Genomic DNA, 14,533 nt, shown 5'->3' on the forward strand with positions numbered 1-14,533 from the left:
CATCAATAATTTAGAGAGTATGAAGGATGAAACGTAAATATTTTGGTACGGATGGAATTCGCGGCAGAGTAGGCTTATCCACTATTAACCCGGAGTTTATTTTAAAATTAGGCTGGGCGTTGGGGCGCGTCATTGCCAGGGGGAACAATTGCAAAGTAATTATTGGTAAGGATACACGCGTTTCAGGTTATATGCTGGAATCAGCGCTAGAGGCGGGTCTTTCTGCGGCAGGTGTAAATGTAGGTTTATTAGGGCCAATGCCGACTCCCGGTATAGCCTATTTAACACAAACCTTACGTGCCAATGCAGGGATTGTTATTAGTGCTTCACATAATCTGTTTGAAGACAATGGCATTAAATTTTTTTCTGATGATGGGAGTAAATTTCCTGATGAAATGGAGTTAGCTATCGAAGCTGAAATGGATAAACCTTTGGAAATAGTTCCCTCAGCACATTTAGGTAAGGCTGCACGTATTAATGATGCTGCTGGACGTTATATAGAATTTTGCAAATCAACGATTTCTTCATTAACACGTCTGACAGGCCTCAAAATTGTCGTTGATTGTGCTCATGGAGCCACTTATCACATTGCCCCCAATGTATTTAACGAATTGGGCGCCGATGTTTTGGCCATAGGCAACAAGCCAGACGGCTTTAATATCAATGCGTCCTGTGGTTCTACTGCGCCTGACGCTTTACGTCAGCAGGTTTTACAAACAGGAGCGGATATTGGTATTGCCTTAGATGGGGATGGCGACAGGTTGATTTTGGTGGACGCTGTTGGAAATATAGTGGATGGTGATCAGATTCTTTATATCATTGCAAAAGATCGGCAGCAAATGAATCTTTTATCAGGTGGCGTTGTTGGCACATTAATGAGCAATTATGGTTTGGAGAAGGCCCTTGCAGAATTAAACATCCCATTCCTGCGTACGAAAGTAGGGGATCGTTATGTGCTTGAGAGCTTAAGGAAACAAGATTGGAAAATAGGCGGTGAATCCTCTGGCCATATTGTCTGTCTGGATAAAACCACAACAGGGGATGGTATTGTGGCTGCATTGCAAGTATTGGCTTCTATGATAAGGCAACAAAAAAACTTGCAGGAATTGGCAGCAGGTATTCAGTTATTACCACAAACACTAATTAATATAAAAACCGCAAATGCTAAAGAGTTGGCTGAACATCGTCAAGTGTTGGAAATTGTGGCTGAACTTAGTAATGAGTGGCAAGGTGAAGGGCGTATTCTATTACGCCCCTCTGGAACTGAGCCTCTATTAAGAGTGATGGTCGAAGGTAAAGACGGTAATAAGGTCAAGTCTTTATCTCAACAACTGAGCAATGAAATTCTGCATATTGAAAAGCAGTATTTTACCTCACAAGCCACTTAGAGTGATTAGAGTTAAGTTAAGCCGCAACATGTAGGAGTCGAAATTTTTGTTTCTTCTAAATCATTCGGCGCTCATAGTATAATTAGCCAATTCTATAGTTGCATCCTGTAGCAATTGGACAGTTTTTGTGGGCTTAAAAAAGCAAAATAGTCGATAATCGCTTTTTTCTTGTGGCTTTTTTATTAAATCAAGCAAGAAAGAGCATAATTTTGCCATCCACTCATAAACTTTATGAAAGCCACGATGCTTTTGTAATATTTCATAGCGTGGATCGTCTAAACTGGAGAGTAAATGCTGAAGCGCAGGGTGTTTGGGGTTTATTTCATATAATAAACAGCCTTGATGCAAATTTTGGATAGCCTGCAGTAACAATTGCCCTTCTCTGGGATGGCTCTTGTTCAGTAATTGCTGCTGCTGATAAAGTTTTTTTAAATGATTCCATAATACCGAATGTTGAACCTCAGTCAACTTTTTACCCTCTTGTAGTAAAGGAAGCCCTGGTTTCAGGGCAATGAGGGACTGCCATGTGGACTGAGGCTTCGGGCATAATGTTTGGTATTTAGTAAGCACTGGAGAATTTTTAGATTCTTTTGCTATTTTTAATTCAAAATAAATATCACGTAGCAGCTGGCAAGCCTGATGGCAGACTATATCATCTCTTACATTCATTTGCAGTGTAATATAGAGCTGTTGATACCAATCCTGTAATTGAGCAGGGAAAAAATGTCTATTTTCTACTATTGCACAATTCCAGGACGTAAGACTATTTTGATAGGCAATTAATTTAGAGAATTTTTCACTTACTACTTGCTCCTGAATCAAGGGGTGCTCTGGTTCAGTGAGCATTGTCCGCTGCGCAGCATCCAAGTGAGCAATTTGTAATTGTATCGAGTGCTTAATCGGTGCAACTTTAATTTCAAAAGAATTAGGACTGGTTGTTTGCGGCAGTTTCGCTTTTTTGGCTTTAAGCACTGTTTCCAGACTTGCCTTTTCCTTGCGCAGTAATTCTTGTTCTTTCATTAATTCAGCAATAGTAGCCAAACTGGCTAGAGAAGTATTACAGGCTTTTATTTTTTCATGAAATACTTCTGTATCTTGTTGTCGAGCCAACTCAGTCAAACGTAATTGAGTAAGTTCTTCTGGGCTTGGCATTAACGCGTCGATTTCATCCGTTAAGGCATTAGTAGTTCTTATTTCTAAAATGGAGCTGTTAATCTGTATTAATTGCACAAGTAATCGTAAGGATTCCTCTGTTTCTTCAATTTGTCTGCTAAGAGGGCCTACGGTGTTAATTATCTCTGTCAGCAAGGAAACATTATTGAGCGTGGCAGGTTTATAATTAGGATTATATTCATTGAGCAACTGAAGTGTGTATTGTTGCAGCTGAGTTAAATCATTAGAAAGTCTCATAGTTGTTGATGAAGTTGTGAGTAAATTCTGAGCACTTACAAGTTGTTGGGTTAGCAGCTGAATTTGAGTGGCTAATTCTTCTTTCTGATGTAACAGTTGCAAATAATCAAATTCAGACTGTGAACGACTTAATTTGTTTTTATATTCAGTGTCTGTGCTCCACGAATACCAGGAATAGGGATTAAAAAGGGAGCTTGACCAGCTTAAGTGACTCTCATGTTCCGCAAGAAAAATCTCTTTATTGCCTGCGAGACTGTACTCACTTTGGAGCATTACTTTTATATCGGACGGTAATTCACTTCTGCTAATTTTTACGTCGACACTCAGTAATTCTGCTTTTGTTTTCTCGATTAGATTAGTCTTATTTTTAATTTCCTGGTTTATATCCTCGGTAGAAATATTTTCCGCTAATTCTTGTTGTGCTTTATCGATACCAGTTTTAAGATTCATTAGACGATCTTTAAGTTCTTTGAGCTTGTCATAGAGAAGTGGTGCATCAGTACAACTGTCAGTGACAACCACATTAAATTGCTTTAGTTTTATACTAAGTTCTTTACGTTTAAGAATTAAATTTGCCAGATTAAGACGTGCTGTATCCAGCGTTATAGTAGTTAATTGCTCTTGAAGAATTTTTAAATAATTGCTAAGTACGTGTTGCTGTTGTTGAGGAGAGGTAGGCACCATGGTAGCAATTAAAGGATTTTGTGAAAGCAAATAAGCATTGTAGTCATCGAATAAAGCTCCGGAACTAGAGAGGTAGCCTTTTTGCTGTAAGAGTTCCTCTGTAATGTGATTGAGCCGGGATTTAATTTTTTTAAGTTGAGCAGAGAAAGAGGAAATGTCAACTCTTAAAGCAGTTTCTAACTGCTGCTCAGTCGCTAATTGTTGCCACACAGCGAGTTCCGAGTAGATATTACGCAATATAAACCAAAATGAGGTATATTGTTCTGGTAGCTTTACATCGGCTACAAACAGTTCTTTTTTACTATCAAAAATAGAGGTTAGAGTTTCAAGTGAGTAGGATTCTTGTAAACTAGCCAGCTCCTTGATTAAGTCCACAATTTTATCTTTCATAACAGCACCTCCTTGCGCCTATCTAATGATTCTAACTGAACTAATTAGATTGACAAGAGTCAATTAGATCTAAAATTTGACAAGTAAAGCGCAAAAAAGAAGAAAAAATAATTAGTAGTACTAGGATTTAAATAAACTTTACTGTATAGTCTCGCACCGTAATCCGGTGGGGGATAAATGAGGAAAAAAATCGTTGCTGGTAACTGGAAAATGAATGGCAACATTCGCCAGGTTAAAGCGCTTTGTGAGCAGTTAGTAATATTAACCAAAGGACTTCAACACGCGAGCTGTCTGGTATGCCCACCCGCTATTTATATGGAATTGGTACAGCAAGAATTAAGAGGAAGCGCTATTCAGTGGGGAGCGCAAAATGTGTTCCCACAAGATTCAGGTGCATTTACTGGAGAAGTGTCCGGTTCTATGCTTAAGGAGTTTGGTTGCACCTATGTCCTGGTCGGTCATTCAGAGCGTAGACAAATATTTGGTGAAAGCGAAAAATTTGTTGCAGATAAATTCCACCATGTAAAAGAACATGGTATGATACCCGTTCTTTGCGTTGGTGAGACGCTTGAAGAGCGTAAAGAAGGATTAACAGAAAGCGTAATAACTAAACAATTATTAGCTGTTACTGAAACTGATAATTATTGTTTTAATCATTGTGTAGTAGCCTATGAGCCTGTATGGGCAATAGGAACAGGGCAAACTGCATTACCGGAGCAAGTACAAGAAGTTCATTGCTTCATTAGAGCCCTAATAGCAAAAATTAATCGTAATGATGCCAGCCAATTGTCTATACTCTACGGTGGTAGCGTGAATGAAAAAAACGCAAGTGCATTGTTTGCAATGCCAGATGTGGATGGTGGTTTGGTCGGTGGTGCATCACTTAATGCACAACAGTTTGTGGATATTGTAAAATGTATCAATTGATTCTGATGATCCATGTGCTGATTGCCATAGTCTTAATTGGCTTGGTGCTAATTCAGCATGGTAAAGGTGCCGACATAGGTGCGGCGTTTGGCTCAGGGGCATCTAATACGGTGTTCGGCAGCCAAGGTACAGGCAGTTTCCTGTTCAAATTAACCGGCGGTTTGGCTTTGACATTTTTTGTCACGAGTTTGTCTCTGTCGTACATGGTATCTTCTCAATACCAGAAGTCAGCGCAGCAAGTCATACCTCAACAAACCAGTGTACCGGAAAGTAAAATTCCAGTACCGGTTGATAGCAGTAAGAGTGGAAAACAATAATTAACTATGCCGAAGTGGTGGAATTGGTAGACACGCCGTCTTGAGGGGGCGGTGGCGTAAGCCGTGCCGGTTCGAGTCCGGCCTTCGGCACCATTTAATCCGAGCGATGTGGAATGATGCTATCCCAATATTTACCTATACTTGTTTTTATCGTAATAGGCCTTATCATAGGTCTTGTGATGTTGGCAGCAGGTTCACTGTTTGGCAAACATAATCCGGGCTCAGCCAAAAATGCTCCTTACGAGTGTGGCTTTGGTGCCTTCGAAAGTTCTCATATTCCTTTTGATGTTCGATTTTATTTGGTTGCTATACTTTTTATTATATTTGATTTGGAAACGGCTTTTTTCTTTCCTTGGGCTTTAGTTTTACGTAAGATTGGTTGGTTCGGTTTTTCCGCGATGATGATCTTTTTGGGCCTGTTGGTAATTGGCTTTATCTATGAGTGGAAAAGAGGCGCTCTTGAATGGGAGTAAGCTTCATTCATTTTTTAAATGGAATGACCATAACGTTTATTAAACCCGGATATTTTATAGAGGCTTGCTATGGCTGTAGCTGAATTGCAGAAAACTGGTTTTGTTACAACCTCGGTGGAAAAGCTGGTAGGTTGGGCGCGAAGCGGTTCAATGTGGCCCATGACTTTTGGTTTGGCATGTTGTGCGGTTGAAATGATGCACGTTGGTGCTGCCCGCTACGATTTGGACCGGTTCGGTATTATTTTTAGACCAAGTCCACGGCAATCAGATGTGATGATTGTCGCTGGTACCTTATGTAATAAAATGGCGCCAGCGTTGCGCCGCGTATATGATCAAATGCCTGAGCCTAGATGGGTAATTTCAATGGGATCTTGTGCTAATGGTGGCGGATATTATCATTATTCCTACTCTGTAGTTCGAGGTTGCGATCGGATTGTGCCCGTTGATATCTACGTACCAGGTTGTCCCCCAACAGCTGAAGCTTTGCTTTATGGAATTATCCAATTGCAGAATAAGATTAGACGCAAGCAGATAATTGAAGCTTAAGACCAGCACAGGTGCATCAGATGACAAAATTAATGAATTTGGCTGAAAAATTAACAACTGAACTGGATGGCTTGATTTCATCGGTAAACTTGGATAATAACGAGATTACCTTAGAGTGTGAAGCCAATTCTATTAAAGCGGCGCTCTATCAATTGCGTGATCATGAAGCATTTCAATTCAATCAACTTATTGATCTTTGTGGTGTAGATTATTTGCTTTACGGTGAATATGATTGGGAAACTGAATCGGCTACCGAACATGGATTTTCAAGAGGCGTGGAGCGACAGGCAGCCAAAGCCTACGCACTTACTAAACCTCGGTTCGCTGTTGTTTATCATTTATTATCTACTGTAAAGAATCACCGTCTACGAGTAAAGACTTTTTTGAGTGCTTCCCATTTGATTATTCCTTCTGTGCATGAAATATGGAAATCTGCTAATTGGTTTGAACGCGAAGCTTATGATCTATTTGGCATTTTATTTGATGGTCACCCAGACTTGCGTCGTATTTTGACCGACTATGGGTTTATTGGTTATCCCTTCCGTAAAGATTTTCCCCTCAGTGGACATGTAGAAATGCGTTATGATGCGCGGGTACAACAAGTTATTTATGAGCCGGTAGAGATAGAGCCCCGGATACTCGTACCTAAAGTAATAAGAAATGATAATCGCTATCTTGAGCCAAAAAAGCAGGGGGATGAGCAATGATTGAATTAAAAAATTATACGCTCAATTTTGGTCCACAGCATCCAGCAGCACATGGAGTATTACGTCTGGTTATGGAGTTGGAAGGTGAAACTATTGTTCGAGCTGACCCCCATATTGGTTTATTGCATCGGGCCACAGAAAAATTAGCAGAAACAAAACCCTATGTGCAAAATGTGGGGTATATGGATCGCTTGGATTACGTGTCCATGATGTGTAACGAGCATGCTTATGTACTGGCGATAGAAAAGTTACTGGATATTGAAATCCCACTCCGTGCACAATATATACGGACAATGTTTGACGAGGTTACGCGGATATTAAATCATCTGTTATGGCTTGGAGCCACGGCCCTTGATATCGGTGCAATGACAGTATTTCTATACTGTTTCCGTGAAAGAGAAGATTTATTCGATTGCTATGAGGCTGTGTCTGGTGCCCGTATGCATGCGAAATATTATCGTCCAGGTGGTGTCGCTCGTGACTTACCTGATTCAATGCCTCAATACAAACCATCGCGTTGGCATAGTGAGCGCGAAGTAGAAAAAATGAATGAGCATCGACATGGCAGTTTACTTGACTTTTTATGGGCTTTTACGGAACGTTTTCCCAAACGTGTTGATGAGTATGAAACACTTTTGACCGATAATCGAATTTGGAAGCAGCGAACAGTTGATATTGGGATTGTATCACCGGAGATGGCACTGCAATGGGGTTTTACGGGTCCAATGCTTCGTGCATCAGGGATTGCTTGGGATTTACGTAAAAAGCAACCTTATGCAGCTTATGATAAAGTTGATTTTGATATTCCAGTGGGCAAAACAGGTGATTGTTATGACAGATATCTTGTTCGGGTTGCAGAGTTGCGACAATCCAATCGAATCATTAGACAATGTATTGAATGGCTAAGAAAAAATCCGGGGCCAATAAAAATTGACGATCACAAAATAACACCACCAACTCGTGAAAAAATGAAACACGATATGGAGGCATTAATCCACCATTTCAAGCTATATACTGAGGGTTTTTGCTTACCACAAGGTGAAGTATACGCACCAGTAGAAGCCCCTAAGGGTGAGTTTGGTATTTATCTGGTTTCAGATGGTGCGAATAAACCCTATCGTTTAAAGATTCGAGCACCAGGATTTGCTCATTTATCCAGCTATGATGAAATGGTGCGTGGACATTTGCTTGCTGATGGTGTGGCGATTCTGGCAAGCCAGGATATTGTCTTTGGAGAAATTGATCGCTAGATTAAGCAGGTTTTACCTGCATAACTAATTAGTATTAGGGTTAGAAAACAATGTCTGATAATTCAGCTAAATTACTTCGTCAATTTGTATCATCCGCAGGTATGGATGAAATTAATCATTGGATTGCAAAATATCCTGCTACTGAAAAGCAATCAGCAGTCATGCGGGCTTTAATGGTAGTCCAGGAAGAACACGGGTATCTAACGCCGGAGTTAATGGATGCTGTAGCAGACTATCTTGATATGCCTGCCATTGCAGTGTACGAGGTGTCTACATTTTATACGATGTATGAACATCAACCAATTGGACGTCACTTAATCAATGTGTGTACCAATATCTCTTGCAAACTCTGTGGTTCCTCGAAAGTCGTTAACCATTTAGAGAAAAAATTGGGTATTAAACTTGGTGAAACAACGCCCGATGGCAAATATACCTTAAGATCAGTGGAGTGTTTGGGGGCTTGTGTAAATGCCCCAATGATGCAGGTGGATAAAGAGTATCACGAAAATTTAACCCCTGAGAAAATTGACCAGGTTTTGGAACAGTACCAATGAACGATAGAGGTGAGTTGTCATGGTTGAATTAAATCAAGTCTGTTACCGAACATTTCACTTAGACAAGCCCTGGACGTTGGCTGCTTATCAAAGTATCGGTGGCTACAGTGCATTGCAGCGCATTCTAAAAGAACAGACGCCGCCTCAACAAATTATAGAAGAGCTTAAAACATCGGCGCTACGCGGACGTGGTGGTGCAGGATTTCCTACTGGACTTAAATGGAGTTTCATGAATCGTAATTCGCCGATTCAAAAATATGTGGTATGTAATTCTGATGAAGGTGAACCAGGGACTTGTAAAGATCGTGAAATTTTAGCGTTAAATCCTCATCAATTAATAGAAGGGATGGCCATTGCTGGTTATACAATGGGTGCTACAGTTGGATATAACTACATCCGTGGCGAATTTTGGCTTCCCTTTCAACGCATGGAATCGGCGCTAAAAGAAGCTTACGCTGCTGGTTTTCTTGGAAAAAATATTTTAGGCTCCGGGATTGATTTTGATTTGTATAATCATTTAGGTGCTGGCGCTTATATTTGTGGTGAAGAAACGGCTTTATTGAATTCTTTGGAAGGTAAAAAAGGTCAGCCACGATTTAAACCGCCATTCCCTGCAAATTATGGTCTTTATGGTAAACCGACCACCATCAATAATACAGAAACCTTTGCTTCTGTCCCTGTTATTATGGAAAAAGGAGGCGAATGGTTTCTGAAACTAGGTAAACCTAACAATGGTGGTATGAAATGCTTTAGTGTTAGTGGTCATGTTAATAAGCCTGGTAATTTTGAAATACCTTTGGGTACTCCATTTAAAACATTGCTGGAATTAGCGGGTGGAGTAAGGGAAGGACGTAAGATTAAAGCAGTTATCCCTGGTGGTACTTCTATGAAAGTATTACCTGGTGATGTCATGATGGAGTTGGATATGGATTATGACAGTATCCAAAAGGCAGGCTCCGGTTTAGGCTCAGGTGCAGTGATTATAATGGATGAAACTACTTGCATGGTGGATGCTCTTTATCGCATCTCTGAATTTTATATGGATGAATCCTGTGGTCAATGCACGCCATGTCGTGAGGGTACGGGCTGGTTAGTTCGTTTAATCCACAGAATTAAGGAAGGTCATGGAGAGCCAGGCGATATTGAAAAACTGGCAAACGTGGCAGATAAAATTGAAGGACGTACCATCTGTGCTTTAGGAGAAGCAGCGGCTTGGCCCGTACAGAGTTTCGTAAAGCATTTTTATCATGAATTTGCATATTTCATTAAGCATAAACGCTCGATCGTCGCAGCATAATTGAGAAGGTTTAAACAATGGCTACCATTGAAATCGACGGTAAAACATTTGAAGTTGAAAACGGTAAAATGATAATTGAGGTTGCTGATGAAGCGGGAATTTATATTCCCCGCTTTTGCTACCATAAGAAGCTTTCAGTAGCTGCTAATTGTCGGATGTGCCTGGTAGAGGTTGAAAATGGCCGCAAACCAGTACCCGCCTGCGCAACCCCAATTACCGATGGCATGAAAGTTTTTACTAAATCAGAGGAAACGCTTCGTTCACAAGAAGCTGTTATGGAATTTCTTCTTATAAATCATCCCCTTGATTGTCCTATTTGTGATCAGGGTGGGGAATGTGAATTACAAGATATTTCAATGGGATTTGGCTACGACTCGTCTGAATATGAAGAAAGCAAACGAGCAGTAGATGATGACAATTTGGGTTCGCTTATCTCCACAGAAATGACGCGCTGCATTCACTGCACTCGATGCGTGCGTTTTGGTGAAGAAGTTGCCGGAGTAAGAGAGCTTGGTGCCACAGGTCGCGGTGAAGCAATGCAAATTGGTACTTATGTACAGCATAGCATGACCTCAGAAGTCTCAGGTAATATTATTGATCTTTGTCCTGTTGGCGCCTTGACTTCTAAACCATTCCGTTTTACAGCCAGAGCCTGGGAGCTCGTTCAGTATGACAGTATTGCTCCACATGATTGTTTGGGTTCTAACATCCATTTACACATTCGTCGCAATGAGCTTATGCGTGTTGTTCCGCGGGAAAATGAGGCCATTAATGAAACTTGGTTGTCGGATAGAGATCGTTTCAGTTATTTAGGGCTAAAGCATCAAGCGCGTGCAAGTCAGCCCATGATTAAGCGTGATGGCCAATGGGAAACAGTAGACTGGTCAACTGCATTGAAATTTACTGCTGAAGGCATCAGCCGAGTTATTAAGCAATATGGTCCAGAGCAATTTGCAGCCTTCGCATCGCCATCATCAACATTGGAAGAGTTTTATTTATTGCAAAAGTTGATGCGAGAACTCGGTGTAAATAATTTAGACCATCGGATTCAACAAGTAGATTTTCGTGATCAGACAACACAAGCTACTATGCCTGAAAGCTCACTGAATTATTCTGAGCTAGAGAACCAAAGTCATGTTCTTTTACTGGGAAGCAATATTCATCGCGAAGTTCCTCTGGCTGGTGTAAGGGTACGCAAGGCATTTCGTAACGGCGCCAAGATTTTTGCTATTAATCCAGTGGATTATGAGTATCATTTTGAATTGACACAGAAGGTTATTGTTTCGCCTCAGGAATTGTCTGTACAAGTGGCGAAGCTGGTTTTGGCAATGGCAGAAGATGTTAGTAAATTACCTGAAGCGATTCAAAAACTGCTGCTAGGTCTGCAACCTGATAAACATATTTTGGCTATAGCAAATGCATTACGACAACCTAATGCAGCCATTATTACAGGAGCATTATGTGAAAATCATCCAGATGCTTCCCTACTACGCACCTTGATTAAGCAGATAGAGCAATTTGGAGTTCGGGTTTTACGATTAACAGCGGGTTCAAATAGTGCTGGTGGCTGGTTAGCAGGTATGCTACCTCATCGAGCAGCAGCAGCCAAGGAAATTGAAGCACCCGGACTGGATGTGCAAGCTGCACTGAATGCTAAATTAAAAGGATACTTTCTTTTGGCAGTAGAGCCGGGTTATGATTTTGCCAACCCTTATCGAGCTCGTCAATCAATGCTGGGCGCTGAGTTTGTAGTCATGCTATCTGCATTTCAACAGGAGTCAATGCAGGATTATGCGGATGTAATACTGCCGATAGCACCTTATGCTGAAACATCAGGTACTTATCTTAATGTAAACAGAACTTGGCAAACAGTAAAAGGGGCATTGTCTCCTCACGGAGAAGCAAGACCTGCCTGGAAAATACTAAGAGTATTGGGCAACTTGTTGCAATGTAAACATTTTGATTACCTTTCATCAGAAGACGTGCTGCAGGAAATTAAATCACTCGTCAATATGGCTGCAGAGGTAAAGTATCAACCTTATTATCCGGAGTCATTGCCACTGCCGAATCAAGATTTGATTCGTGTCGGTGAGTGGCCCTTGTACCGTTCCGATATGATTGTACGTCATGCTCAGGCTTTACAAGCTTGTGCTGCTGCAGAAATAGCCTGTATAAAAATTAATCCGGAGACGGCTGATAGATTGAAATTAGAGGGCGTGGCTACTGTATCTCAGGGTGATATTGAGATAACATTGCCGCTTAAGCGAGATGAGCGTATAGCTCCCGATGTTGTTTGGGTGGCAAACGCAATGCCAGAAACCGTTGATCTGGGACACTCTTTTGCTGCCATAACTATAAAGGGTTAGGATAAAAGTATGCTACAAGATATTGGCATTTTACTGTGGATCATTATTAAAATTGTGATCATTGTTGTACCACTGCTTATAGCAGTAGCTTACCTAACCTATGCTGAACGAAAGGTGATAGGTTATATTCAAATCCGCATTGGCCCCAATCGAGTGGGCTGGCGAGGATTATTACAACCTTTTGCTGATTTGCTGAAGTTAATTACCAAAGAAATTATCGTTCCAACAAAATCAAACAAGTACCTGTTTGTTATTGCTCCTCTTTTCGCATTGGCGCCAGCGTTGGCTGGTTGGGCGGTTATTCCTTTTTCGGAAGGCATTGTTTTGGCCAATATTAATGCAGGTGCTTTATACTTATTTGCGATGAGCTCACTGGGGGTCTATGGGGTTCTTATTGCTGGTTGGGCTTCAAACTCAAAGTATGCCATGTTTGGGGCATTACGAAGTGCTGCGCAAACTGTTTCTTACGAAATTGCAATGGGATTCTCATTCGTCGGCGTTCTATTAGCAGCAGGCAGCATGAATTTGACCGATATTGTGATGTCACAACAGGGTGGCCTTTGGCATTGGTGGTTTTTACCATTATTACCTCTTTTTATTGTTTTCTGGATTGCTGGTATTGCTGAAACCAACCGTGCACCATTCGATTTGGCAGAGGGTGAGTCAGAAATTGTTGCCGGGTTTCATGTTGAATATTCGGGTATAGGATTTGCCTTGTTTTTCCTATCTGAATACGCGAGCATGATTTTAATTTCCACAGTGCTTGCCTTACTTTTCCTCGGGGGGTGGTTATCTCCTTTTGAAGGTATACCTGTACTGAATGATATTTTCTTTGTAGTCCCTGGCTTTATCTGGTTGTTGCTTAAGGTTGCATTTTTCCTTTTCGTGTATCTTTGGATTCGTGCAACCTTTCCGCGCTATCGTTACGATCAGTTAATGCGTTTAGGATGGAAGGTGTTGATCCCGGTGACTATCGTTTGGGTTATTGTTACTGCCTTAATGGTTGTAGCACAACTAAAACCATGGTTTTAACCAGTCTTAATTGAGCAAGCGAATGAAACAAGCATATCGATATATTAAACACTATCTGCGCAGCTTTTTACTTTGGGAGCTATTTAGTGGTCTGAAATTGACTGGTAAATATTTTTTTAAAAAGAAAGTCACTGTGCAGTTTCCTGAAGAAAAAACCCCATTATCTCCACGTTTTCGTGGAATGTTGGCTTTAAGACGCTACCCGAATGGTGAGGAAAGGTGCATTGCTTGTAAATTATGTGAAGCTGTATGTCCAGCGTTAGCTATCACTATCGAATCTGAGCCACGCGAAGATGGCTCGCGGCGCACTACACGTTATGATATTGATATGTTTAAATGCATCAACTGTGGATTATGTGAAGAATCTTGCCCCGTTGATTCAATCGTTGTAACCCCCATTCATCACTATCATATTAGTGAACGTGGTCAGAATATTATGACAAAAGAAAAATTATTGGCTGTTGGTGATTTAATGGAAAAACAATTGGCCGCTGACAGAGAAGCCGACAAAAAATGGCGCTAATGGGGTGAAAAATGCATGAGTTATTGATACAAATCATATTCTATATTTTTGCTGGATTGGCGTTGCTATCTGCATTAATGGTTATTACACAGAATAACCCAGTTCGTTGCGTCTTGTTTCTGGTTGTCGCATTTTTTGCCAGTGCGGTCCTATGGATTATTGCGGAGGCAGAATTTTTAGCCCTTATTCTGGTTTTGGTCTATGTAGGCGCAGTAATGACATTGTTTCTTTTTATAGTGATGATGCTTAACATCGATGTTGAATCAATGAAAGCTCATTTTGTCCGTTATCTTCCCTTTGGTTTAATTTTAGTCGCTTTATTGACTGGATTATTATTAATTGCAATCCCCGAAGAATCTTTTAACAAAGCAGTTGAAACGGTTGCCACTCCAACGGCGGCAACAAGTGCAGACGACGAACATTACATCGCTCCCTTAAAACCAGTATCTAACACTGAAGAAATTGGTTTGGTTCTTTATACGGATTATCTTTTTGCCTTCGAAATTGCGGCGGTATTGCTATTGGTGGCAATTGTTGCTGCGATCACTTTAGCTCATCGAGGAGTAATTCGGTCAAGACGTCAGGATATTACCAAGCAAATAATGACACGTCCTGAAGACAGACTTGAAATTATTACTATGAAATCAGAGAAATAACCCAGGAATATTT

General features: G+C 40.8%; 14 protein-coding genes and 1 tRNA gene. 14 read left to right on the forward strand and 1 reads right to left on the reverse strand.

The genetic code is table 11. The annotated features are described in order from the left end of the window. The first annotated feature begins 26 nt into the window (after positions 1–26). Entirely contained in the window at positions 27–1,388 is a 1,362-nt protein-coding gene (glmM, locus tag clem_RS01375; protein WP_094089971.1) for a phosphoglucosamine mutase, read from the forward strand. Positions 1,389–1,448: 60 nt separating this feature from the next. On the opposite strand, the gene clem_RS01380 is transcribed toward glmM, so the two are convergent. Then, a complete protein-coding gene (locus clem_RS01380) occupies positions 1,449–3,872 on the reverse strand; it encodes a coiled-coil domain-containing protein (protein WP_094089972.1) in 2,424 nt (807 codons plus the stop codon). Positions 3,873–4,049: 177 nt separating this feature from the next. Here clem_RS01380 and tpiA point away from each other — a divergent pair, with 177 nt between their 5' ends. The 13 genes from tpiA to clem_RS01445 all read left to right on the forward strand — a co-directional run bounded on the left by tpiA (position 4,050) and on the right by clem_RS01445 (position 14,520). After that, positions 4,050–4,799, forward strand: coding sequence for a triose-phosphate isomerase (tpiA, locus tag clem_RS01385; protein WP_094089973.1), 750 nt, complete (start codon positions 4,050–4,052; stop codon positions 4,797–4,799). Beyond that, on the forward strand, positions 4,787–5,116 hold the full coding sequence (gene secG, locus clem_RS01390) for a preprotein translocase subunit SecG (protein ID WP_094089974.1): 330 nt from the start codon (positions 4,787–4,789) through the stop codon (positions 5,114–5,116). Before tpiA ends, secG begins: the two co-directional genes overlap by 13 nt. Before the next feature lie 8 nt (positions 5,117–5,124). Continuing rightward, positions 5,125–5,209, forward strand: a tRNA-Leu gene (locus tag clem_RS01395). A gap of 23 nt (positions 5,210–5,232) precedes the next feature. Then, entirely contained in the window at positions 5,233–5,589 is a 357-nt protein-coding gene (locus clem_RS01400) for an NADH-quinone oxidoreductase subunit A (RefSeq protein WP_094089975.1), read from the forward strand. A gap of 69 nt (positions 5,590–5,658) precedes the next feature. After that, a complete protein-coding gene (locus tag clem_RS01405; protein WP_045107077.1) occupies positions 5,659–6,135 on the forward strand; it encodes a NuoB/complex I 20 kDa subunit family protein in 477 nt (158 codons plus the stop codon). A 20-nt stretch (positions 6,136–6,155) separates the two neighbouring features. Beyond that, positions 6,156–6,842, forward strand: a complete 687-nt coding sequence (locus clem_RS01410; RefSeq protein WP_094089976.1) for an NADH-quinone oxidoreductase subunit C — start codon at positions 6,156–6,158, stop codon at positions 6,840–6,842. Then, positions 6,839–8,092 carry an NADH-quinone oxidoreductase subunit D gene (locus clem_RS01415; protein ID WP_094089977.1) on the forward strand — a complete coding sequence of 418 codons (1,254 nt, stop codon included), beginning with the start codon at positions 6,839–6,841 and terminating at the stop codon, positions 8,090–8,092. The genes clem_RS01410 and clem_RS01415 overlap by 4 nt, the downstream gene beginning before the upstream one ends. 50 nt (positions 8,093–8,142) lie before the next feature. After that, on the forward strand, positions 8,143–8,646 hold the full coding sequence (gene nuoE, locus clem_RS01420; protein ID WP_094089978.1) for an NADH-quinone oxidoreductase subunit NuoE: 504 nt from the start codon (positions 8,143–8,145) through the stop codon (positions 8,644–8,646). A 19-nt stretch (positions 8,647–8,665) separates the two neighbouring features. Continuing rightward, the gene (gene nuoF, locus clem_RS01425) at positions 8,666–9,943 is read left to right on the forward strand and encodes an NADH-quinone oxidoreductase subunit NuoF (RefSeq protein ID WP_094089979.1); all 1,278 of its coding nucleotides are present in this window, start codon (positions 8,666–8,668) and stop codon (positions 9,941–9,943) included. Positions 9,944–9,960: 17 nt separating this feature from the next. Next, on the forward strand, positions 9,961–12,309 hold the full coding sequence (gene nuoG, locus clem_RS01430; protein ID WP_094089980.1) for an NADH-quinone oxidoreductase subunit NuoG: 2,349 nt from the start codon (positions 9,961–9,963) through the stop codon (positions 12,307–12,309). A 9-nt stretch (positions 12,310–12,318) separates the two neighbouring features. Next, on the forward strand, positions 12,319–13,341 hold the full coding sequence (gene nuoH / locus clem_RS01435) for an NADH-quinone oxidoreductase subunit NuoH (protein ID WP_094089981.1): 1,023 nt from the start codon (positions 12,319–12,321) through the stop codon (positions 13,339–13,341). A gap of 22 nt (positions 13,342–13,363) precedes the next feature. Then, complete coding sequence (gene nuoI / locus clem_RS01440; RefSeq protein ID WP_094089982.1) at positions 13,364–13,864, forward strand: NADH-quinone oxidoreductase subunit NuoI; 501 nt, start codon at positions 13,364–13,366, stop codon at positions 13,862–13,864. Between the two features lie 11 nt (positions 13,865–13,875). Then, a complete protein-coding gene (locus clem_RS01445) occupies positions 13,876–14,520 on the forward strand; it encodes an NADH-quinone oxidoreductase subunit J (protein ID WP_094089983.1) in 645 nt (214 codons plus the stop codon). Positions 14,521–14,533 lie beyond the last annotated feature (13 nt).

Origin of the sequence: Legionella clemsonensis (assembly GCF_002240035.1) — a bacterium.
GTDB lineage: Bacteria > Pseudomonadota > Gammaproteobacteria > Legionellales > Legionellaceae > Tatlockia > Tatlockia clemsonensis.